Origin of the sequence: Bradyrhizobium sp. 87 (assembly GCF_023073015.1) — a bacterium.
Classification (GTDB): Bacteria; Pseudomonadota; Alphaproteobacteria; order Rhizobiales; family Xanthobacteraceae; genus Bradyrhizobium; species Bradyrhizobium canariense_D.
The window spans coordinates 12,985-34,781 of the sequence record NZ_JADPIQ010000077.1 but is presented as its reverse complement, the minus strand read 5'-3'; the positions used below and the strand labels follow the sequence as shown (position 1 = coordinate 34,781).

Sequence of the window (21,797 nt, the reverse complement as noted above, 5' to 3'; positions counted from 1 at the left end):
ATTTTCATCGCGATGAGTTTGTCCTCGCCGCGCAACATCAATTCATGGTCGTGGCAACGCATCTTCAGCATCAATATTGGGCGCTGAGGCTGATTGAGCTCGCTCACCCGATGCTCAACCGCGCGGACGGCTATTCGTAACTTGCCTTGAACTCCTCAATCTCGCTGAAGCCAAGGCTTCGTCGGGCCGAGACCACGTTCTGGAAGCCCGCTGCGTAGAGATTGATGACAGACCGCAGGGAGGGTTGCAATTTGCCCAGATTCCAAGAAGGTCTGTGACAACGGTATAACATGATCTTTGAATTCGTTGCTGGCATTCGACTCACGTTGCGCCACGCTCCCGTAGAGCATGGCGACAGCGCAGATTGCGCCTGTGACAATGGCGCTTGAAATCCCCGGCGGTGCCAGCTGTTCGCGTAGCCCAACGCGCAATCCGCGACGCGGTGATGATCTCCACGAATTCCGATCGCAACTTTGCGCATTTTGCCCCTCAAATGACTTGTCCGGAGGCGCCCGATGCTGGTTCGCACTGTCGCGACGCGCAGCTATCCTGCTGGATCGCCGCGCTCAACATTTCTCTGCCGCTCGTCACGAGCGCTGACTAATTTAGATTGATTTCCGTAAATCCTGAAACCATCAACGGGACCGGACGCGTACACGAGCGAGTGTTCGATGCTCTCAATGAACAGTACGCAAGTTCGAATGTTCTCGCGAGAAGCGCTTGCAAGATAGCAAGTGCTGCGAAGTTGGCGAAATCTGCGCACAAAAACTGCAAGATATCGCTACGAACGCCTCCAATCCTCTCAGGTAAATGAGTATCCGATATCCGCTTGCACGATCTAACGATCGCTTCGTGCAAGATTGGAGTTCGCGGTGAGTTCATTTACTTGCCGAGCTCCTATTCAGTGCCCTTCGGGGCGTTTCCTCCCTGACTCGGCCGCGCGGTATCTCGCGCGGCCTTTTTTCGCGGTCGACGAAGACCTGATTGCTCGGATTTGAAGACCTGCAGGAGCAAGGCGACCCCGACCACCGCCGCACAATCCACGCAAGGCTCGTCCTTCTTCGCTAGCGTCTGAAGGACCTGTCACTTCGGCGGGAGACCTGCTACATTGATGGCGCCTGAGTTGGCTCACCTGGCTCTGCGGTAAAAACAATCTGGCGATCGGCATTTGGCTCGCCAAACTGCCGCAGCTCTCAGCCGACGGCTCGAGAGCCGTGGAGGCTGCTGAACGAGCGCTCCCTGCATGGCCTAAGCTCACAGCCAAGCAACGTTCCAACACCCTGCGCGTGGTACGAATTGATGGTCGCAAATCGCGAGAATCTCGCGCTAATCCTGACCTCCAAGCAGGGCAAACCGCTCTCTGAGGCGCTAGGCGAACTCGATACCGGGGCGCCTATGCCGAGTTGTACGCCGCAGAGGCGCGCCGCATCTATGGCGAAACGATTCTATCGCCGCGCCCGGATGCAAGGCTGCTTGCGATCACGCCACCGATTGGCGTCTGCGGCGCCACAGGCCCTGGAACTTCCCCAACTCGATGATCACCCGCGAGGTAGGGCGGCGCTCGCCGCAGGTGCACCGTGGTGCTGAAGCCAGGCAGTCAGACGCAGCTCTCGGCGGTTGCGCTCGCAGCCCTCGCTGAGAAGGCAGGCGTGCCCAAGAGTGTCTTCAACGTCATCGCCGGAGATTCGGGACGATCGGCGAGGTTTTGTGCGTGCACGCGGCCGCGCGCTTTGTCGGCCTCACCGGCTCGACGGAGGTCGGCAAGATCCTCTACGGTCGGGCCTGCATCGGCCTGAAGAAGCTCGGCCTCGAGCTGGCGCCTTTCGTGGAGTTCGAGGCCCCCATATCGATGCCGCCATCGAGGGCGCCATCGTCTCCAAATACCGCAACATGGACCAGACCTGCGTCTGCGCCAATCGCCTCTACGCACAGGCAAGCATCTATGAGGAATTCGTGCAGAAGCTCTCGACCAAGGTCGCGGCATAGAGATCGGCGAAGATGCGGTTCGTGCCTGCACACTGTCCATGAGCGGCGCGATCGCGGCGATGGTGCTCAGTCATAATTCGGGCTTGACAGCCGCAGCTCTGTTTTTGCGGGCGTATGGACGTGACGCTGTTCAACATTGACGTGCAGCTTTCGGCCCCGCGCTGGGTTGCGGGCCGATCCGTTGCAGCTTGGCAGGCTGCGTTCTCTGGAGGCCTCGCACTTGGCAGTTGGGGCTGGGGTCGCCTCACCAATGCCATCGGTGTGGACATCACGCTGCTCGCCTCTGCCGGATTGATGCTGCTCTTGCCGCTGCTAGGACGCTGGCTGCGCATGCCGGCCATCACCGAGCGCGGGGAGGACGCCGAAATGCTTGCGATCCTAAGGTGCGGCTTCCGCTGACATACCGGAGCGGCCCGCTGGTGATTGAGCTCGAATATCGCGTGGCTTCGGAAAATGCGCGCGCCTTCCACAACGTTATGCAGAATGTGCAGCTCTATCGGCAACGCAACGGCGCCTATGGCTGGTCGATTGGGCGTGATATCGCCGACCCCGAGCTGTGGACCGAGCGCTATCACTGCCCGACATGGCTCGATTATTTGCGCCAACGCAACCGCTGGACACGCTCGGAGCGCGCATTAGATGCAAGGCCACGGCTTTCCATATCGGGCCTGAGCCCGTGCGTCTCCGTCCGTATGCTGGAGCGCCGTTTGGATCGGTACGCTGGAAGGATGATGTGCCCGACCGCGCCGCGAGTGAGCTCTAGCTGCGGGTTGGAAGTGCGAACAGGCACTAGCAGTCGTCCCTTCCGTGCCCCCCATTCAAAAAGCCCCGGGCGTGTTGACGCGCTTGCGCTTCGCGAGCCCCTCGCCGTCGCAAGTTGCCTAGAGGACTTCCACCTCCAAGCTGTGGCTGATACTCGGCACAAAAAAGGGGCCACTCTGATGAGTGGCCCAAGTCTGCGAGAGAATGTCCCAGCAGAGCCTCTGGGATCAGGCCGCAGCCTGTTCGATCGGCGAGAAGGGAAGCCCGAGACTCTCGGCGACAGCCTTATAGGTTAGCCGGCCCCGATAGACATTTAGGCCAGCGCGCAGATGCGGATCTTCGAGCACAGCTGCAAATCCTTTACTTGCGAGAGCCACACCAAAAGGTAGCGTAGCGTTGTTGAGTGCCTGGCTTGAGGTGAGCGGCACAGCTCCGGGCATGTTTGCAACGCAATAATGGATCACGCCATCCACCTCATAGGTTGGATCGGCATGTGTCGTCGCCCGCGATGTCTCGAAACATCCGCCCTGATCGATCGCCACGTCCACGATCACGGAGCCTTTGCGCATCGAGCTCAACATACCTCGGCTGACCAGTTTCGGCGCGCTCGCGCCAGGAACGAGAACGGCGCCAATGACAACATCTGCCGCAAATACCTCTTCTTCAACGGCCTCGATCGTCGAGAATCTGGTCCGTACTCGCCCTTGGAACTGCTCATCCAGTTCGCGAAGCCTGGGAATCGAACGGTCGAGGATTGTGACCTCAGCGCCTAAGCCTGCCGCCATCCTTGCAGCGTGAGTGCCGACAACGCCCCCGCCGATCACCACGATGCGAGCGGGTGGCACGCCCGGTACCCCGGCAATCAGCAGTCCCCGTCCGCCGGCGTACCTCTTCAGCGCGGCGCCCGCGGCCTCGATCGCAAGTCGTCCCGCAACCTCGCTCATAGGGGCAAGCAGTGGAAGGCCGCCGTTCGCGTCAGTCACAGTTTCATAGGCAATTGCGGTGCAGCCAGACTTGATAAGGCCCTTCGCCTGCTCCGGATCCGGAGCCAAATGCAGATAAGTGAAGAGGATCTGGTTTTCTCGCAGCTGCGTCCATTCGGAGGGCTGTGGCTCCTTGACTTTCACGATCATTTCGCTCGACGCGAACACCTCGCGAGCAGAGGCCGCAATCGTCGCTCCAGCTTTTCGGTAAATCTCATCTGTCGCGCCAATCCCGGCGCCGGCGTTCGTCTCGAGCAATACGCTGTGGCCAGCGGCCACGTATTCGCGGACGGCCCCAGGCGTCAGGCCGACGCGGTACTCGTGCGTCTTGATTTCCTTGGGAACACCGACCTTCATTTGCAATCTCCATGGTGAGCAGCTCGTTGTAATCGGAAGAGCGTTACAAACCTGCGGGGCGAGAGGCCAAATAGCGCAGTAATCCGGCGATCTTCTCCGCCTGCTTGCAGGATTTCGAACAGGCGACCGAAGACCGCCGAGATGGCAGGGATGCTACCACAGGGTGGCGAGACCTGATGCGGCCCCGGCAGCCAAACCAAACACTCCTGATCAGGATTGATCTACGCCGGATTGGATCGACTTCTTCGTTGTTTTGCCTCATTCGCAACGATGCTCGATTTGCTAAAATGAGTAGCGCTTGCGATGGAGGCCCGTTAGTTCATCAAAGGATGGATCGGGTTTTTCAAAGGTCTGCTGAACGATTGATCGAAAGTGCGCATCGAGACGCAGCTTAGCAGAGCATGGCTTGGGTCGCCGCTGCGCTCAAACTATCGTGCTTCGCATATCTCGCTCTTCCCGCGAGCCAGGCATTGCTTGCAACCTCTCGACATATCCCCCTCCTGGACCGTCATCCATCTGCAGCGCGGCTACGACTCCGTCGATCCGGTGGTACGTCGGGCAATGCGCCAGCCTAAGCTCTTCCGATCGGGGCCCGGATTTGAAGTGCGAAATCGGCCGAAGCCTGAACGCGCTCTGTTCGAAGAAGCCGACAAATTTGGAATCCGCTGCGGGTTTACATTCGCTATCCTCGATGACAGGTGCGTAATCGCCGCGCTGAGCTTTGCAACTGAACGAGCTCGAAGATCTTCTGCGTTTCCAAGCTCCGAGCTGAGGTCCGCCCAAAAATCTGGCGCCACGACGTCAATCGCGGCATCATCAAAAGCCTGATCAGCATGAACACAGGAATCAGCCTCGTGTTCGAGGCCGACATAGGCGCAAATTTTGCCGGCCTTGTTTACCGGGAGCTGCGCGATGGCGCGGGTGCGAGCCGATTCGAGCTTTCTGCCTATTGGCGCGCCGACAATGAAACCCGGCGCTGCACGAATTCCTGAAGTTGGTCTCTGAGCGCTACCCATCGCCTTCGAGTGGTCGCTGACGCGCGTGGCGCGCTTTCCGGAAGCTCCTGTCGGCTGCCATGAACCGGGCCAGCATGGGCGCGATAAGCTTAGCTGGATCGCCGATCGGCTGAGCGGTCTCCTGCGCAAGGATCTCGGCATATGCCACGAGATCCCTGTGCACGCTCGCGGGCAGTTCATGCGTAATCTTGATCGGCTTGTCGTCGTGGATTGCGCCGAGCTTTAACTTGGGCATCGTTCTCACCCCCTATACGGTTCGAGCACCAGGTCACGGTTGACGATCACCCGCACCGGAAATCCCGGACGGATCGTCAAAGTTGGCTGAATGTTGAGATTGCGGCGGACTATCTGCTGGCCCGCTTGATTGATCGATTCCCCAGCTCCACGGCGGAGCGCGGCAATGAGATCGCTGTTGGTATTGCCGCTATCCGCCCCGGAATTCACCTCCGTGCCGACGGAAAGCAGCGTCGAAAGAGCGGCGGCCCCCAACAATTCCTTCCAATGATTGTCGACTTCGTCCTCAAGACCAGAGTAACCTGCCGCATCTGCGCCGGGCTGCCGTTCCAAAACAATCGACCTCCCATTCGGCATGATAAGGCGCGTCCACACCAGGAGCACGCGCGACTGTCCAAATGCGACCTGGCTATCGTAGCTCCCGATCAGCCTTGCTCCCTGGGGGATAAGGCGAGCTCGCCCGGTAGGAGAATCGTACACCGCTTCTGTGACTTGGGCTGTGATCTGGCCAGGCAGGTCGGAGCGGATTCCTGTGATCAGCGCGGCCGGAATGACCGTTCCGGCCTGAACGACAAAAGGCGAAGCGGGCCTCACAAGGCGATCGGAGCTTGTCGTCCGACGATCGACCGTTGCACTGACGAACGCAAGCTTTCGGTCTTGGCCATTTTGAGCAAATGCTTCGTCGGATGATGGCGCGGCGGATGAACGAGCTTCGCTCGATGAGGTGGCAGGGACCTGTGGCCGGACATTGGTGCTGGCAAATACCTTGCTGATCCGTGCCGCCTCGCTCTCCTGGCTGAGACGCTGCTGTTCGGCATCGATGCCGAGGGAGCTGGATGTCGAAGACCCCTGTGCTGCGACGATCGGCCGGCCGAGATCGCCCGGCAAGGGCGGCCCTAGACGCGGCACGTCCTTCGGGATCTCGGTGTAATCCTTTGGTAAGGTCGCGAGCTGATCGGCGATATTGTGGTGGTCGGTGGCGTAAAGCTCCTCAGGCGCTGAAGTATGAGACCGTTTCTCCTGCAGCGCCCAGAGCACCGCGCCGGTGACCAGCACGAGCACAGAAGCGCTGACGCCTATCAGGACCTTTCGCGAGAGGCGCGCAACTTGCGGAGGATCCGGCCGAAGCCGGAGCGCTTCGGCGATCTCCTCCGGTGGCCTGGCCCGAGGTGGTTCGTTTGGTTCATCGATCGCCTGGTCACTATCGTTCAAAGCGACCTCCCGTCGGTTCGCACGATCCTGACCTTCTGCTGGTGCTCCTCGCCGAGCCTCAGCTCGGCGGCCGCGAACAGCCGGTCAACAATCAGCACATTTCCGTAAGCGCGGTAGTTGACGATCTCGGCTTTACCGTCGGGCCCGATCACGAAAAGCGGCGGCATCTCGCCCTGACTGACGCCGGAGGAGAATTCGACATAGGTTTTGCGGCCGTCATCATAAGCGTTGACGGGACGCCACGGCGGGCTGTCGCCCTCGATCGCGTAACGGTACCGGCGCGCCGGCAGGTCCGGAATAAAGCGTGCCGGCGGTAGAGCTCGCGTTCGCCCGCCACGATCCGCCGGATAGAACCAGGCGACCGAGGGCATATAGGGCTTTTCTTTGGCGCGAAGCTCGATCAGGTAAGTACGGCGATCAGTATTGACGACGAGGTTGGTCTCGATCGAGGGACGGGTGGGCTTGACCATGATGTGAACGCGGCGGGTGTCGCCGCTGCCACTCTCGGTGTCGCCGACCACCCAGCGGACGGTATCGCCTGCGGCGACCGGTCCTGAGCCGATCAGCTGCTCACCGGGCTCGAGGGCAATGTCCGTAATTTGCCCCGGCGCGGCATAGATCTGGTAGAGCGCGCCCGGACTATAGGAAAACACTTGCACCGCATTGTAGTAGCCGGCTTTGCGAGGCTGCACGCGTGCAGCGTCATTTGCGGTTTCGATGCGCTCGACAGGCTCCTTGGGCTCCGCGCTGTTGCCGCCTCGTGCAGCCTTCCAGGCCGGCGGCACATGCAGCGGTCGCGGGCGATCATCGGCAAGCGCCGGCAAGTCCGGTGCCGGCGGGAGCTCGTTGTCGTAGCTGATTTGCGGCGGCCTGAAGGTCGTGCAGCCGCCGAGCGTCGAGACACAGACCAGAAGAGCCAGAGGCAAGCACGGCCGCGCTTTTCGTGACACAATAACGAGACCTGTTGGCATGTTAGCCGAGCTCCTTTGACCAGTTGATCGCGTTGACGTAGATGCCGAGGGGATTTTTGCGTAGGCGATCCAGATCGCGAGGCATTTCCACGACGATGGTGAGGATCGCGCTCCACCGCTCCGTTGCGGCAAGCTGACCGTTCTCGTAGCGCCGCTCGATCCAGGCCAGGCGAAAGCTCTCAGGGGAGGCCCGGATGACGCTAGACACTTCGATCGCGACTTGCGTTTTGCCGAGCTTGGCGAATGGTTCGTTGTTGCGGGCATAATCGTTGAGCGCCGCGGCACCGCGATCCGTCGTGAAATCGTAAGCGCGCAGCCAGTTTTCGCGGAGCACGATGGCGTCCATCGGCAGACCACGCACATGCTCGACGAATCGCGCCAGGTGAAAAGCGACTTGGGGGTCGGTCGGTTGGTAGCTGGCATTTGCCGGAGCGACAGTCTTGGCTTCCCCCAATTGGTCGACCTCAACCACCCACGGCGTGATCGTCCCGTGTGCGGATTGCCAGACCAGAGCGGCGGCAAAACAGCCGGACAAGAAGAGGGAGCCAAACGCCATCAGGCGCCAGTTTTTGGCCTGGACGCGCGCAGACCCAATGCGATCATCCCAGACCTGGGCGGCGCGTTGATACGGAGTGACAGGCTCCGGCATGCGGCCATAGTGAACGGCCGATCGTTTGAACATTGTTTGACCTCAAGATGCTCAGGAATGGAAATGGTCGATGTGAAGCGTCAGCGGTCTTGTTGCGAGAGGTCGACAGATCCGCCGCCCACGCCGTGATCGCCGGAACGGATCGCCTGGGTAGCCGCTGATGCGCCATGGCTGATCGTCTGCGCTCGCTTCATCCGACGAACCCAAGGGGGCGCGTCGGACCCAGCGGCGGAAGAGTCCCCCTCTTCACGACCGGCATGGTTCGGCGCTCCGCCAAGACCAGTGGCGACCGAACGTAGAGGACTAAGCGCACCTGACGCACTTGCCTCTGCGCCGGACATGCTCCCCGCCCGCGACACGCTCACCGCACCACTTGCAATCGCGCTGCCTCCGCGTGCCGCGCCAGCAATCGCGCTACCCGCGAGACCGGCCGCGCCGGCGGCAAGACCTGCGCCAGCCGCAACAACGCCACCGGCGGCGAGGCCCGTCCCGACAGCGCTCCCAGCGCCAAGCTGCGGACCTCCGGAGACGATGCCGTTGGCAACACCGGGCCCGAAAATCCCGAGCCCCAGAAGTGTGAGCGCACCGAGCACCAGCGCCATCGCATTCTCGATGGTCGGCTGGTTGCCGCCGAAGCCTGCCGTGAACTGCGAGAACAAGGTCGATCCGATGCCGACAATGACGGCCAGGACCAGGACCTTGACGCCGGAAGAGATTACGTTGCCCAGCACTCGCTCGGCCGCAAAGGCCGTCTTGCCGAAGAGGCCAAAGGGGATCAGCACGAAGCCGGCAAGTGTCGTCAGTTTGAACTCGACAAGCGTGACGAAAAGCTGGATCGCGAGAATAAAGAAGGCCAACAGCACCACGATCCAGGCGAACAGCAGGACCACGATCTGCACTAAATTCTCGAAGAAGCTGACGTAACCCATCAGCCCCGAGATCGAGTCGAGGATGGGGCGGCCGGCATCAAGCCCCACTTGCGCGATCCGGCCCGGCCGCAGAAAATCTGCCGCCGACAGGCTTGTGCCTGAGGCTTTTAGCCCAAGGCCTGCAAAGCTTTCGAAGACGATGCGCGCAAGGCTGTTCCAGTTGCCGATGAGATAGGCAAAGACGCCGACAAACAATGTCTTCTTGACCAGCCGGGCAAGAATCTCCTCATCAGTGCCAAAGGACCAGAACAGGCCCGCGAGCGTGAGGTCGATCGCGGCCAGCGTCGTAGCGAGATAGCCCACTTCGCCTCCGACGAGGCCAAACCCGGAATCGATGTAGCGGGTGAAGGTTTCCAGGAATTGATCGATGACGGAGGTACCACCCATGGGTCACTCGCTTTGGCTTGGAATGGAGGGAAAACCGGACGGGAGGCGACTTTCGTCCTTGCGCGGGACAGGAGAGAGGAATGGCGCGGCGCCTGTCCGGCTGTCCGGATCACCTGTCGATCTACTTCCTGCCAAGAACTGCCTGCGCTGCTCGGCCCAGATCTTCTGGCATTCGAGAAGAGCCTCTTTCTGCTCGTAGGTGACGGTGCGGCATTGCTCGAGCTTTGCTGCGGTCGCATCGGATTTTGAGGCGAGATAGACGGAAGATTGGGTCGCGCTCCTGTCCTCAGGCAACCGAATGGCGCAGACGCCAACCACCAGGACAGCAAGACCAAGGGCTGCCGCGGCGGGCAGTCGTTCAAGTCGTTTCTTCATGATCAGTGAAACATCTGCACGGTTGTTGGTTGGTAGCCCTGCCCCTGGCTAAGAAAGCGCCGCAGCTGCTCCCTGCCCTGATCCTGCGCAGCTGCGCGCTGGGCAGACTCGAGCGTTTCCGCACGACCTTGCGACGCGACAGTAGCCGTAAGGTCCGCAAGCTGCTGAGCTTGCAACGCAAGGAGCTGGTTGCCGGCCTGACTTGCCTGAAGCGCACCCGATGCGCCCTGGCTCGCCGTCACCAGGGCGGACATTTGGGTGCGGTTGGTGTCGAGATTGCGGACAACACTCGCTTGGAGCCGCATGGCGTCCTGCAGCCCGGCAACGGAGTTCTGCCAACGCGTCTGCGCATTCCCGACAAGGAGCCCATTGGACATGCTGACCGATGCCGGCGCATAGGTGGTGGAAAACGCGCGATCGACCTGCTCGACATCATAGGCAATTCGCTGTGCCTGCGAGAGTAGCTGCTGGGTGCGCTGAATCGATTGCTCGAGCTGTTGTAACGACGAATAAGGCAGGCTGGCCAGGTTCTTCGCCTGATTGATCAGCATCTGCGCTTCGTTCTGCAGCGAGGTGATCTGGTTGTTGATCTGCTGCAGCTCACGCGCGGCGGTCAGCACATTCTGAACGTAGTTGTTGGGATCGAAAACGATCCACTGCGCCTTTGCTCTGCCGGGCGCTTGGATCATGATCATGGCGATGATGCTTGCCGCCAGAATCGGCCGGATCCAGTTCATGAGAGCGCTCCTTGTTGGGCGAGCTGCGGAATGAGATTGCAGGCCCAGCCGAGGTCGCGCGCCATGAGCCAACCGGTCACGAACTCGTCCCTTCCGTGCTCGGCAAGCACCCGGTCGACGAGAGCCTGGTCGGCTTTGGACGAGGCGGCCACGAAGGCGAGGGCGATTTCGCCAAGTCCGAGCTCGAACAGGCGGTTGCCGCGTCGAGATTGGCAGTAGTAGTGTCGCTTGGGGGTGGCGCGGGCGAGGATCTCGGTCTGGCGGTCGTTCAGCCCAAAGCGCCGGTAAATCGCCATGATCTGCGGCTCGACGGCGCGATCGTTTGGCAACAGGATCCGGGTCGGGCAGCTCTCAATGATGGCAGGCGCGATTTTGGAGCCGTCGACATCGGCGAGCGACTGGGTCGCAAAAACGACGGAGGCGTTCTTCTTGCGAAGCGTTTTGAGCCATTCGCGGAGCTTGCCGGCAAAATCGGCATCATCGAGCGCGAGCCAGCCTTCGTCGATGATGAGCAGTGTCGGACGGCCGTCTAAGCGGTCCTCAATCCGGTGAAACAGATACGCCAGAACTGCGGGCGCGACAGAGGTCCCAATCAATCCCTCGGTCTCGAACACCTGGACGGAGGCTTCACCGAGCGTTTCGTGCTCGCCGTCCAGCAACCGCGCGTATGGCCCCCCGAGGCAGTAGGGCTGCAGCGCGCGCTTGAGAGCGTTGGATTGCAGGAGAACGGAGAGCCCAGTCAGCGTCCGCTCGGCAACCGGCGCCGAGGCGAGCGAGGTCAACGCCGACCAGACATGATCCTTAGTCTCAGGCGTGACCTCGATCCGCTCGCGCGACAGGATCGATGCGATCCAGTCGGATGCCCAGCCTCGCTCGCCGAGATCGTCGATGCGCGCGAGCGGCTGGAGGGCGACGAGTTCTGACGGATCGAGCGCGCCGCCGAGATCATGCCAGTCGCCGCCCATGGCGATGGCCGATGCGCGGATCGAGCCGCCGAAGTCAAACGCAATGATCTGCGCCGCGCTGTAGCGGCGGAACTGCAGCGCCATGAGCGCCAGCAGGACCGACTTGCCGGCGCCCGTCGGTCCGATGACCAGCGTGTGGCCGACATCTCCGACATGCAGAGAAAACCGGAATGGCGTGGAACCTTCAGTCTTGCCGAAGAACAATGGGGGAGCCTTGAAGTGGTGATCCCTCACCTCTCCGGCCCATACCGCAGATAGCGGGATCATATGGGCGAGGTTCAGGGTCGAGACCGGCGGCTGGCGGACGTTTGCATACGTTTGTCCCGGCAGGCTGCCGAGCCAGGCTTCGACGGCATTGACCGTCTCGGCCATGCAGGTGAAGTCTCGGCCCTGGATAACCTTTTCGGCGAGGCGGAGCTTTTCGTCGGCTGCGCGCGGATCCCTGTCCCAGACCGTGACCGTTGCCGTGACGAAGACCTGGCCGATCTGATCCGAACCCAATTCCTGGAGCGCACTGTCCGCATCCATCGCCTTGTTGTGGGCATCGGTATCCAAAAGCGCGGAGGCCTCGTTCGTCATCACCTCCTTCAGGATCGAGGCGATCGACTTGCGCTTGGCAAACCATTGACGCCTGATCCTGGTGAGCAGCTTTGTGGCATCTGTCTTGTCGAGCATGATCGCGCGCGTCGACCAGCGGTACGGGAATGCCAGCCGGTTCAGCTCGTCGAGAATCCCGGGCGTGGTCGCAGTCGGAAACCCCACGAGCGTCAGAACGCGCAGATGCGCGTCGCCCAGCATGGGTTCAAGTCCGCCTACCAGCGATTGATCGGCTAGCAACGCATCGAGATACATCGGGATTTCTGGCACGCGCACCCGGTGCCGTTTGGTCGAGACCGTCGAATGCAGGTAGGTCAGCGTTTGCTCGTTATCAAGCCAACGGCATTCCGGCATGAAACCCTCGACCAGCTGCAGCACGCGGCTGGTTCGGTCACTAAAGCCGGCGAGCAGCTCGCGTGCATCGGCTCCCGCAGCGCGCTGGCTGCCCTCGTACAGCAGGCGCTCTGCTGCGGCCGCACTCTCTGCCGGAGGCAAATAAAGGAAAGTCAGGTAGTAGCTCGACTCGTAATGACTGCCGGCTTCCTCGAATTGCGCCTTCCGCTCCGCATCCACCAGCGCCGAGGCGACGTCCGGGAATGTATCCGGCGGATAGCGTCCGGCCGAATGCCGCTGCGCCTCGACGAACACGGCCCACCCGGATCCGAGACGACGGAGTGCATTGTTGAGGCGGCCTGCGACGGCAACGAGCTCGGCCGGCACGGAGCTGTCGAGATCCGGCCCTCTGAACCGGGCCGTTCGCTGAAACGATCCATCCTTATTGAGAATGATCCCTTCATCGACCAGGGCAGCCCAGGGCAGGAAGTCGGCAAGACGTGTGCTTGAACGGCGGTATTCGGCAAGATTCATCATGGGACGCCTTCAGGTTCTGAGGTGAGCGGGAACGCGAACATGCCGGCGCACGACTTCCACGAATTCCGGATCGCGCTTTGCGGCCCAGACCGCAGCCATGTGACCCACGAAAGCGAGGAGAAGGCCGGCCAGCCACATGCGCAGGCCGAGACCGAGTGCGGCAGCCAGTGTGCCGTTGAGGATAGCAACCGCGCGCGGCGCGCCGCCCATCAGGATCGGTTCGGTGAGCGCGCGGTGGACGGGAGCCACAAATTCCGGGACTGGCTCGTCCATCAGATCACCACTCCGCCGCCGAATGAGAAGAACGAAAGGAAGAAGCTCGATGCGGCGAATGCGATCGACAGGCCGAACACGATCTGGACTAGCCGCCGGAAACCACCCGAGGTATCGCCAAAGGCGAGCGACAGCCCGGTCACGATGATGATGATGACCGCAATGATCTTTGCGACCGGACCTTCGACCGATTGCAGGATCTGGTTCAGCGGCTGCTCCCAAGGCATGTTCGAGCCGGCGGCCCAGGCCGGCGCGCTGGCTAGGGCAAGGCTGGCGAACGCCACAATTGAGATGAAGCCGGGCCCGAGAGACGATCGTGTGGTCATGACTGATCTCCGATGTTCGAAAGGCTGTAGTCGCCCGATGATCCAAGGCCGTCGACGCTGGCGAGTTCGCTCAACCGCCGTTCGCCGCCACGGCCAGAGAGAACGGCTATGACGTTGATGGTTTCTGCAATCAGGGCGCGCGGGACGGTGATGACGGCTTCCTGGATCAGCTGCTCGAGCCGGCGCAGCGCGCCAAGCGAGGTCCCGGCGTGTATCGTTCCGATGCCGCCGGGATGTCCTGTGCCCCAGGCTTTCAAAAGATCCAGCGCTTCGGCCCCACGGACCTCGCCGATCGGAATGCGATCAGGGCGCAGGCGAAGAGAGGAGCGCACAAGATCGGAGAGCGAGATCACGCCGTCCTTGGTCCGCAGCGCCACCAAATTTGGTGCCCTGCACTGAAGCTCCCGGGTATCTTCGATGAGAACGACGCGGTCCGAACCTTTGGCAACCTCGGCAAGCAGCGCATTTGTCAGCGTGGTCTTGCCGGTCGAGGTGCCGCCGGCGACCAAGATGTTCTTCCGTGCGGCGACCGCGTTGCGAAGCGCGCTCGCTTGGCTCGCGTTCATAATGTCCGCGGCGACATACTCGTCGAGGCCAAACACGGCGATCGCCGGTTTGCGGATGGCAAAGGTCGGCGCGGCAACAACCGGCGGCAGCAATCCTTCGAAACGTTCCCCCGTTTCCGGCAGCTCAGCCGAAATCCGGGGCGAGCCGGGATGAACTTCTGCTCCTACATAGTGCGCGACCAGGCGGACGATTCGTTCGCCATCCGCTGCCGAAAGGCTCTCTCCGGTGTCTGTAAGGCCGCTCGACAGTCGGTCGATCCACAGCCGGCCGTCGGGATTGAGCATCACCTCGACGATCGCCGGATCTTCCAAAAATCCTGCGATGGCGGGCCCCAACGCGGTACGCAGCATACGCGCTCCGCGCAAGTTCGCTTCTGAATCAAAAGAATGGATCGCCACGATTTGCCCCAAGCTGCTGAGGCCGCTTCCGCGCCCTCATCTGAAGGCAAATAAAAGACAGATCACGTGTTACCGCAACGAAGGGAGTATGCCGTTCGTAGTCTAGCGCAGAGAAAGGAGCATTTGAAAAGAGCGGCGGCTTGACGCGCCGCCCCTCGACCGCGAGGCGAGAAATCAGCAATGAGCAATGGTCCGGAGCTTACTATTTTTACGCCTCGTCGCGGTGTTTGCTGAGGCTCCATTACTTCTCCTGAACCACTGTCGCTCCCTCGCGTGGGCACGATTGAGTTCCCAGTTTTTGAGGAAGCTCAAACGTGGGATAATGAACCACATCAGCCGGCGGGCTGCAGCAGGCACCAATGCCGACGCTGGGTCCCGTGCACCACCCTGAGCGTAACATGCCCCTGCACCATTCCCCATGGACTCAGGGTGGTCCAGTACTGCACGACGATTGCCGACGCAGAATGCAGGCACTCAAACAGTGATTCTAGTCCGCAATGGCCGAGCTGAAATCGCAGATCTACTTGAGCTGCGCGTGTAGCGAGACATGGTCGAGTTCACCTTCCCACCACGACACAAACACCGCCGCAATACCGTTCCCGATGATGTTGGTAAGCGCGCGCACCTCGCTCATGAACTTGTCTATCGAGAATACGATCGCAATGCCCGGGACGAGGTCAGGACTGACCACGGTCAACGTTGCGGCCAGGGTGACGAACCCGGCACCGGTAACACCACTTGCGCCCTTCGAGGTGAGCATCGCCACAACGAGTATCGTGAGCTGCTGGGCGAAGTCGAGATCGACCCCGAGCGCCTGCGCGATGAACAAGGTCGCCAACGTCATGTAAATGTTGGTCCCATCCAAATTGAAAGAGTATCCTGTCGGCACCACCAGGCCCACGACCGGCTTGGAACAGCCCAGCCGTTCGAGTTTTTCCATCAACTGCGGCAGCGCGCTTTCGGACGACGATGTTCCGAGCACGATCAACAGCTCATCCTTGATGTAGAAGATGAACTTTAGAATAGAAAAACCGACCAAGCGCGCGACCAGGCCAAGCACAATGATCACGAAGAGCCCGGCTGTCACATAGAACAGAGCAACCAAGCCGATGAGTTTACCGAGCGCGGACGGTCCGAATTCGCCGATAGTGTAGGCCATAGCGCCGAACGCCCCGATTGGCGCTGCCTTCATTACGATCCTAATGACGCCAAACACCGCGTGTGCAGCATCGTCGACCAGACTGCGCATCCGCTCACCCCGCTGGCCAAGCGCCATCAGCGAGAACCCGAATAGGATGGCAAACAGCAGCACCTGTAGCACGTCGCCTCGGGCCAGAGCGCCAACTACGCTATCCGGAATAATATTGAGGAGAAAATCGACCGCCTTCTGCCCTTCCGCTCTTTTGACGTAGTTGGCTACCGCCGCGGCGTCAGCCCTGGGAGCAAGCCCATGACCGGCCTGAACGAGATTGCCCATCACGAGACCCAGGATCAGCGCGAAGGTTGACACGATCTCGAAGTAAAGCAGCGCCTTGACGCCGACTCGGCCGACCTTTCGTGCATCCTGAACATGCGCAATTCCGGACACAACAGTGCAGAAGATGATCGGCGCGATCACCATTTTGATCAGCTTGATGAATCCGTCACCAAGCGCTTTGACCCAGCTGTTCGTCCCCACAGAAGGCCACAACCAGCCAACGAGAACGCCAATCAGGATCGCGATGAGTACCTGGATATAAAGAACATTGTACCAGGGGCCAGATGGCTGGAACAGGGCGGCGGCTTTAACAGAGCGGCGCTGGCGGTGATTGTACATCACGCTCGACCCGGCGCCGTGGTACCAAAGCGGAGTGACAATGAAGGCACGGCTTCGCTCAGTGCTCCCTTAGCGCGGCGCGCACAGCGCACTGACCGCTTTAAAAAACCCAGTCCGTTGCCACCGGTTGCCGCCTCTCCCGAATGGGCTTGCGGCCAACGCGAAACAAAGTCCTGAATCCCTTCTGAAACCAGCGGTAAAAACTTGAGAAAGCTTCCTTGAGAGTTCGAATGCATCAGCGTCACCACCCATTTCAATCTTTTTTGGTTGTTCGAAGATGCCACCAGCATGTTAAATGCCGCCACCCTTAGCAGCCGGCGACCACTCTTCACCTGAGGCATTCTCGCCGTATCGCGCCGGACCGCGACCGTACGTTGAAGAGACATTCACCGTAAAGAACTTGTGGTGGTGCGGCGCGCCTGCGTTCACCCCTCACTCGTCCTATCCTGGCTTCAGGTGAATGCCCGGACATTCCCAAAGGCATCAACTTCGATCGAAAACCACAAGGGCCGAGAAGACATAGCCAGTAGCATTGCTCACGCTGCCTCCATTGGCGATCCCGGTTCCGCCTTTTCGGGAGCTGTGTTTTGCGGTGCCGAACAACACTCCTCGTAACAGAGCTTCTCACTCCTGTAGCTCGCCAAGGCCTGGAGGGAGCACTGCACGAGATCCCGTTTCGCTACATCGGAGGCAGGCGCTGCATCCAGCCATTTCAGCGCCACCTCGACCAATTCGATCGCGCGATCCCTGTTACCGGTCTCGTAATAGTACCGAGCGACCGCCCCGTACGAGAGGAACTTCGCGCCCTCGCTGCCTTGGGGCGGATTCGCCGCGAGGATGTATTCGGAGAGGTCCCTGCCCATGGCAAAGCGCTCGGCATGTGGGAAACCGGAGTAGTCTTTCGCGGGGTCGAAGAGTTGGCGGATGGCCACGCTCATCCAAACCACAGATTTCTTGTCGATCGCATCGCGAACCAATTGGCGCAATACCGCCAAGCCGGCCCGCATGTCGCGTATCTTGTGAAGCAACAATTCCGCATGAAGCCCACGGATGGTGACATCGTCCGGCATCGCAGCGAGTGCCTCCTCAACCCCTGAAAGGGCTGCCGCCCAATCCTTACTATTCATGGCGGCTTCAAGTCTGGCAAAGATCGGTTCCACCAGCGCTCGCTTCTGCGATAGTTCGCGCTTTCTGCGTCTGCCCGTGGTTATCCTCTCCGCATCCAGGGCTTTGGCTTCGTCGCTCACTGCCCAGGAGCCGTTCAGAACTTTTGGCAACAAGTTATCGAGTTGCGTCGGATGGCCCATAAAGGCGAAGCGGCCGTCACGATCGACCACGAATGACGAGGGAATCCCGACAGAAAAGCTGGGATCCATCCAAAGCTTGTTCATTTCGCCGGAGTAGTCGAATGCGATCGCGAAGTTCAGATCTGGCAAGCTCTTCGTCAACCAAGCGTCCAAGCTGGCTCGCGCTTCATCTGCCGTCGAAGCTTGTTCGTGAGCCGCGATGCCCACCACCTCAACTCCGTTGCTCCTGTATTTGCTTTGCAGGGTCACCAAATTCGGCATCGAGGCGATACATGGTCCGCACCACGTCGCCCAAAACTCGATGATGTATACTTTCCCAGGCTCGAACTTTGTAAGGGGTTGGCCACGGAGCCAGTCCTCAACTTTGATGGAGGGAGCCGGCGAACCGACTCTCAGCACATTCTCCGCACCGACTTGACTTGCGCTCTCAGTCACACTGGTCATTGCTCAAATTCGCTTTACCTGGCTCTGTGGAAAACAACAGCAAGTCGCATGCCAGCCAGCGCTCATTCATATTACGCATTTTTCGTATCATTCCTGTCGACCTTGCGACGCATGTCGCATATCCGACCAGCTGTTTGGAGCTTCTTAGGCAATCAGTCGGCCGGACCTCCTTAACGCAGACCGAAGAGGCGGGAAGTCAGGCAGAAGGCCGAGTTCACCACTCCACATCATGATCGGTTTCCAGGATAACCATTTCGGCGCTCGGGATCATGACGTGAACTGACCTGCTTTGGCCCGTCGACTTGCGCTTGACGGCGATCTCAGATTTCCAATTCAACCATTTGAACCAAGGGGCGATGAACCAGACTAGTGCGACCAGCTGCAGCACAACATTCATACTGAACGCCGTCTGATACGCGATTGAGGGGTAGTGTCCGTCCTTTACCGGCCATTGCTCGAGAATTAACCCCGTCCCGTACTGGACGAGGAAAGCCCACCCGAAATGCAGAACGTTGAGCACGCCGTTTGCGCGCGCGATCAGTTGGGCCGGAAAGTAATCTCCGATGATCGCGTAGCTGAGGACGATTGCTGATCCGACCACCGCCACAACGATCCACGACGGTAGCGACGGGAATGGCGGATGCAATATCAGCGCGAGTTCGGCTGCAATGAACACAGCAGCTACGATTGAGAGCAACGTTTCAATGTTCTTGCCATGCCGGCGCAGTGAATCGGCGACCACGCTGAGCAGCAATGCGCCAATGCTTAGGGCTATCGCCATTGCGAGCAATCGAGTGACAAGGCTTGTTCGATCCAACCCTTCCACATCGCTCAGCCAGGACGCTGCCCACAAGGACTGCAGGGCCCACGCGGACCCGATACATGTTGAAGAAATCGGCGCAATTCTCCAGAACCGCCCATCCGTATAGACGGTCTTCAGGCTGACTGTCCCTGGAGGGCTCTTCGCAGTTGCCTCATGCTCTGGAACCAAAAAATAGATCGAAGCGGCCGCGGAGGCGCTGGATGCGGCAAGCACCTCAAATAGACCGCGCCAGCCTATCCAGTTAAGCAATGCCTCGGCTGGTGCGGTTGCCGTTACCGCGCCCAGTGCACCCAGCATGATCATACAGCCGTTGATGAGCGCCACGCGCTCTCTCGGAAACCAGAGCACGACTGTTTTCAGGCCAGACATGAGGGAAGCTGCGGTACCTAATGCTATCATCGCGCGAGCAATCAGAAGCGACAGAAATCCATTCGATAGTCCGAAAAGCGCAGCGCCTGCGGCAGCCAGCAGCAAGAGCGCACCCTGGACTCGGCGCGGACCGAAGCGATCCAAGAGCATGCCCATCGGAATCTGGCTGCCGGTAAGGACTAGAAAGTAGATCGAGCCCAACAGCCCCAAATCGGCCGTACCAAGCTCCAATTCAGAGGCGAGGCGGTCACAAATGAGCGTGTTGATCATCCGAAACAGGTAGGAAAGATAACATCCCGCTGCAAAGGGAAGGAACACGCAAGAGATGATCCGCCAGCTCCAACCCCGGTTGACCGGCTTCTCGCCTGATCTCAGCCCAGCGGCATCGCTGCGCGTGTCGCTCAAAACGCGGCCACTGGCTTTAACACAAGGCGTTTGGCAGCTGTCGAAAGTGGATATTGCTGCCGCCCTCCTCGGCGACAGCACCCGCGTTTGAGTTTTCACCTACGACGGCCACGCAGTGGGTTTCTTCTTCAACTGGCGCTCGTGGAACGGCGCGTGACGCTCCGCCGCCCAATTCAGGCCCGGATCGGCTGGAACTTCCCGAGCTATCAATTGCCTCCTGCAGCAAGGGCCGGCCAAACCGTACGCGACGATCGACCTGCTCGGCAAAAGCCTTGAAGCGCTCGAGGCCCAGTACGCACGCCTCGTCCTGCTTGGACGGCGGCATCGGCGGCGTCAGCGTGAGGTGGTATCGCACATGGAGAGCCACTGTTTCCGCGATCACCGCAATGTCCGTCCGCAGACTGAGCACCTGCTTATTCGTTCGCTCGATCGCCTCGTAAACCAGACCCTCTATACGCGGCGCCGGATCCAGGAAGCGCTCAAGTGCCGCCTCGACGACGACGCTCTTGCCCATACCAGGGCGGTCAGTCGCGGCTTCGAGTCGCTGGAAAATGCACTCAGAAAGTTGAATTGTTATCTTTCTGGTCTGCTGAGCTTCGCTTGGACTCGGCTGCGCGTCCACCTCAGCTTCATTCCGACTTGAGCTCGGTTCTTCCCGGCGCCCGCCGCTAATCTGCATACTCCAGCTTCCTTCTTTCTGCGACCGCACACCGCCTGCGCTTGCTCGCGCGTGGTCTGGATGTTTGGTCGAAACAGATGAATCGCCCTGCGATGACGCACGACAAAAGGGCCGAGACCGCATGCCGCTTCAACCGCGGGGACATTCTGGTCGCAGCCTGGCGTACCGAAAGAAAGAAAGGGCGGATTCCTAAAGACCAGCGCCAGACGGCGTAGCCTCTTGTGCCTCTAGACAGCAGGTCGCCGATAGACGCGCGATTTCGGGGACGGTGCGTGCACCCTTACGTCAAATCGACAAAGTTGCCGATCCAAAACGAGGCGCAGGCGCAATCTAGATGCGCCCTCGCGCCCTCGAGGTCGCGAACGAACCGCGCGGACGCACCGGCCTTATTCCCTGTGCGGTGATGCGCCTCGTAAGAAGCGCACCAGCTCATGCGGCGACCAAATACACCCGCGCCTCGCCCGATTTCCGGCATGCATCACCAGCGTGCGATAGGACTTACACCCGTTCGCGTGCCGCACGTCGAGCCCGTCCTACGGCTGTTCAAACGTATCAGCAGGCCCGGTGCGACCACTCACCTGTCAGGAGGCCTCAGGGGAACTGTCGGTCCCGCTGGCAGGCGGGTGGATCGCGCAGCGGGTCCCCCTCGTTATGGCTACAGACGTAGCGCTCGTTGTGCCGGTCCTCGCCAGCCACGCGATTCATGGGTCCGCCCGCACCCCGGGCGTCGCTTCCGGATCGATGGAGGACTGAAATGTGAATTGCCCCTGCCGACGGCGAGCTTACTTGCGCCAAATCGGCTGCTACAGCCTCGTTGCAGAACATTCTGCGAAAGGCCCCCCTGTTCGCCCGCCCGATGTACTTAAGTGCAAATCCTGGTGGCGTTGAGTGAGGGCACATCATGGATGTCGAGTTCTACAGGAGCTTGCAGAGCGGGCCCACGATGGCTGATCAGGCCGATCCGTTCACGCGAAAGCGGCTTCTGGTGCTGGCCGAGAAATACGATGCTAAGCTGGGGAAACCTTCGCCGGCCAGCCGCAATCTTCAACGCACGCTGCCGCTGCACCGCACCGTGCCAGCCGTAAGCACCATTTCTGATGGTGCCGAAGCTTGAGGAAGAGCGCCGGCAGCGAGGGCGACTGCGACGCCTGCAGCGGCAGCAAGCATCACCCCTCTAAGGCGCTGGATTTTCCAGGGATGGTACGCGAACTACGCCGGAAAGGATGCGCACCCAAACCGGAGTGAGCATGCCGGATGGCACCCGTCGACTGCCCTCACCGCACTTCAGAAGCACTGTGGTCACAGCTTGCCGGTGGAGGCATTCACCAAATGGACCGAGGAGCATGCCGGCCAAACGACC

The 21,797-nt window shown here is 60.4% G+C and carries 18 protein-coding genes and 2 pseudogenes; 3 read left to right on the top strand and 17 right to left on the bottom strand.

Annotation, left to right across the window (positions count from 1 at the left end):
* Window positions 1-994 precede the first annotated feature (994 nt).
* Window positions 995-2,749 (top strand): annotated as a pseudogene (locus IVB50_RS42735) (aldehyde dehydrogenase family protein).
* A gap of 226 nt (window positions 2,750-2,975) precedes the next feature.
* Here IVB50_RS42735 and ald read toward each other — a convergent pair.
* Window positions 2,976-4,088 (bottom strand): alanine dehydrogenase, encoded by a 1,113-nt coding sequence (gene ald, locus IVB50_RS18580; RefSeq protein ID WP_247289311.1) that lies wholly within the window; start codon window positions 4,086-4,088, stop codon window positions 2,976-2,978.
* Window positions 4,089-4,840: 752 nt separating this feature from the next.
* Between ald and IVB50_RS18575 the strand changes: the two are divergent.
* Window positions 4,841-5,124: pseudogene (locus tag IVB50_RS18575) on the top strand (LysR family transcriptional regulator); the annotation flags it as partial.
* Here IVB50_RS18575 and IVB50_RS18570 read toward each other — a convergent pair.
* The 16 genes from IVB50_RS18570 to IVB50_RS18495 form a co-directional block, all read right to left on the bottom strand.
* A complete protein-coding gene (locus IVB50_RS18570; protein WP_247289307.1) occupies window positions 5,097-5,339 on the bottom strand; it encodes a DUF2274 domain-containing protein in 243 nt (80 codons plus the stop codon). The pseudogene IVB50_RS18575 and the gene IVB50_RS18570 sit on opposite strands and share 28 nt — an antisense overlap.
* A gap of 5 nt (window positions 5,340-5,344) precedes the next feature.
* A complete protein-coding gene (locus IVB50_RS18565) occupies window positions 5,345-6,550 on the bottom strand; it encodes a TrbI/VirB10 family protein (RefSeq protein ID WP_247289306.1) in 1,206 nt (401 codons plus the stop codon).
* Window positions 6,547-7,521, bottom strand: coding sequence for a P-type conjugative transfer protein TrbG (gene trbG / locus IVB50_RS18560; RefSeq protein ID WP_247296880.1), 975 nt, complete (start codon window positions 7,519-7,521; stop codon window positions 6,547-6,549). Before trbG ends, IVB50_RS18565 begins: the two co-directional genes overlap by 4 nt.
* 1 nt (window position 7,522) lies before the next feature.
* Window positions 7,523-8,203, bottom strand: a complete 681-nt coding sequence (gene trbF, locus IVB50_RS18555) for a conjugal transfer protein TrbF (RefSeq protein WP_247289301.1) — start codon at window positions 8,201-8,203, stop codon at window positions 7,523-7,525.
* Window positions 8,204-8,250: 47 nt separating this feature from the next.
* Window positions 8,251-9,486 (bottom strand): P-type conjugative transfer protein TrbL, encoded by a 1,236-nt coding sequence (trbL, locus tag IVB50_RS18550; RefSeq protein WP_247296879.1) that lies wholly within the window; start codon window positions 9,484-9,486, stop codon window positions 8,251-8,253.
* A gap of 3 nt (window positions 9,487-9,489) precedes the next feature.
* Complete coding sequence (gene trbK-alt, locus IVB50_RS18545; RefSeq protein WP_247296878.1) at window positions 9,490-9,861, bottom strand: putative entry exclusion protein TrbK-alt; 372 nt, start codon at window positions 9,859-9,861, stop codon at window positions 9,490-9,492.
* A 2-nt stretch (window positions 9,862-9,863) separates the two neighbouring features.
* Complete coding sequence (gene trbJ, locus IVB50_RS18540) at window positions 9,864-10,598, bottom strand: P-type conjugative transfer protein TrbJ (RefSeq protein WP_247296877.1); 735 nt, start codon at window positions 10,596-10,598, stop codon at window positions 9,864-9,866.
* Window positions 10,595-13,030, bottom strand: a complete 2,436-nt coding sequence (trbE, locus tag IVB50_RS18535) for a conjugal transfer protein TrbE (RefSeq protein WP_247289293.1) — start codon at window positions 13,028-13,030, stop codon at window positions 10,595-10,597. Before trbE ends, trbJ begins: the two co-directional genes overlap by 4 nt.
* A 9-nt stretch (window positions 13,031-13,039) precedes the next feature.
* Window positions 13,040-13,303, bottom strand: coding sequence for a VirB3 family type IV secretion system protein (locus IVB50_RS18530; RefSeq protein WP_247289291.1), 264 nt, complete (start codon window positions 13,301-13,303; stop codon window positions 13,040-13,042).
* Window positions 13,303-13,629: a TrbC/VirB2 family protein gene (locus IVB50_RS18525; RefSeq protein ID WP_247296876.1), complete on the bottom strand. Its 327-nt coding sequence runs from the start codon at window positions 13,627-13,629 to the stop codon at window positions 13,303-13,305. Before IVB50_RS18525 ends, IVB50_RS18530 begins: the two co-directional genes overlap by 1 nt.
* Window positions 13,626-14,546 carry a P-type conjugative transfer ATPase TrbB gene (gene trbB / locus IVB50_RS18520; protein WP_247296875.1) on the bottom strand — a complete coding sequence of 307 codons (921 nt, stop codon included), beginning with the start codon at window positions 14,544-14,546 and terminating at the stop codon, window positions 13,626-13,628. Before trbB ends, IVB50_RS18525 begins: the two co-directional genes overlap by 4 nt.
* 568 nt (window positions 14,547-15,114) lie before the next feature.
* Window positions 15,115-16,410: a C4-dicarboxylate transporter DctA gene (dctA, locus tag IVB50_RS18515; RefSeq protein WP_247296874.1), complete on the bottom strand. Its 1,296-nt coding sequence runs from the start codon at window positions 16,408-16,410 to the stop codon at window positions 15,115-15,117.
* Window positions 16,410-16,751, bottom strand: coding sequence for a hypothetical protein (locus tag IVB50_RS18510; protein WP_247296872.1), 342 nt, complete (start codon window positions 16,749-16,751; stop codon window positions 16,410-16,412). Before IVB50_RS18510 ends, dctA begins: the two co-directional genes overlap by 1 nt.
* A gap of 195 nt (window positions 16,752-16,946) precedes the next feature.
* Window positions 16,947-18,161 (bottom strand): TlpA disulfide reductase family protein, encoded by a 1,215-nt coding sequence (locus IVB50_RS18505; RefSeq protein WP_247296871.1) that lies wholly within the window; start codon window positions 18,159-18,161, stop codon window positions 16,947-16,949.
* Window positions 18,162-18,375: 214 nt separating this feature from the next.
* Window positions 18,376-19,671, bottom strand: coding sequence for an MFS transporter (locus tag IVB50_RS18500; RefSeq protein ID WP_346731107.1), 1,296 nt, complete (start codon window positions 19,669-19,671; stop codon window positions 18,376-18,378).
* A 103-nt stretch (window positions 19,672-19,774) separates the two neighbouring features.
* Window positions 19,775-20,380, bottom strand: a complete 606-nt coding sequence (locus IVB50_RS18495; RefSeq protein WP_247296869.1) for a hypothetical protein — start codon at window positions 20,378-20,380, stop codon at window positions 19,775-19,777.
* 958 nt (window positions 20,381-21,338) lie between these two features.
* Between IVB50_RS18495 and IVB50_RS18490 the strand changes: the two genes are divergently transcribed.
* On the top strand, window positions 21,339-21,551 hold the full coding sequence (locus IVB50_RS18490; protein WP_247296867.1) for a hypothetical protein: 213 nt from the start codon (window positions 21,339-21,341) through the stop codon (window positions 21,549-21,551).
* Window positions 21,552-21,797 lie beyond the last annotated feature (246 nt).

Excerpts from the sequence above, each read along its gene's own strand:
- trbL (WP_247296879.1), bottom strand. The coding sequence starts at position 9,486 with ATGGGTGGTACCTCCGTCATCGATCAATTCCTGGAAACCTTCACCCGC.
- trbF (WP_247289301.1), bottom strand. The coding sequence starts at position 8,203 with ATGTTCAAACGATCGGCCGTTCACTATGGCCGCATGCCGGAGCCTGTC.
- IVB50_RS18570 (WP_247289307.1), bottom strand. The coding sequence starts at position 5,339 with ATGCCCAAGTTAAAGCTCGGCGCAATCCACGACGACAAGCCGATCAAG.
- trbG (WP_247296880.1), bottom strand. The coding sequence starts at position 7,521 with ATGCCAACAGGTCTCGTTATTGTGTCACGAAAAGCGCGGCCGTGCTTG.
- trbB (WP_247296875.1), bottom strand. The coding sequence starts at position 14,546 with ATGCTGCGTACCGCGTTGGGGCCCGCCATCGCAGGATTTTTGGAAGAT.
- IVB50_RS18510 (WP_247296872.1), bottom strand. The coding sequence starts at position 16,751 with ATGCCTCAGGTGAAGAGTGGTCGCCGGCTGCTAAGGGTGGCGGCATTT.
- IVB50_RS18530 (WP_247289291.1), bottom strand. The coding sequence starts at position 13,303 with ATGGACGAGCCAGTCCCGGAATTTGTGGCTCCCGTCCACCGCGCGCTC.
- trbE (WP_247289293.1), bottom strand. The coding sequence starts at position 13,030 with ATGATGAATCTTGCCGAATACCGCCGTTCAAGCACACGTCTTGCCGAC.
- IVB50_RS18525 (WP_247296876.1), bottom strand. The coding sequence starts at position 13,629 with ATGACCACACGATCGTCTCTCGGGCCCGGCTTCATCTCAATTGTGGCG.
- trbK-alt (WP_247296878.1), bottom strand. The coding sequence starts at position 9,861 with ATGAAGAAACGACTTGAACGACTGCCCGCCGCGGCAGCCCTTGGTCTT.
- dctA (WP_247296874.1), bottom strand. The coding sequence starts at position 16,410 with ATGTACAATCACCGCCAGCGCCGCTCTGTTAAAGCCGCCGCCCTGTTC.
- IVB50_RS18490 (WP_247296867.1), top strand. The coding sequence starts at position 21,339 with ATGGATGTCGAGTTCTACAGGAGCTTGCAGAGCGGGCCCACGATGGCT.
- ald (WP_247289311.1), bottom strand. The coding sequence starts at position 4,088 with ATGAAGGTCGGTGTTCCCAAGGAAATCAAGACGCACGAGTACCGCGTC.
- IVB50_RS18505 (WP_247296871.1), bottom strand. The coding sequence starts at position 18,161 with ATGACCAGTGTGACTGAGAGCGCAAGTCAAGTCGGTGCGGAGAATGTG.
- trbJ (WP_247296877.1), bottom strand. The coding sequence starts at position 10,598 with ATGAACTGGATCCGGCCGATTCTGGCGGCAAGCATCATCGCCATGATC.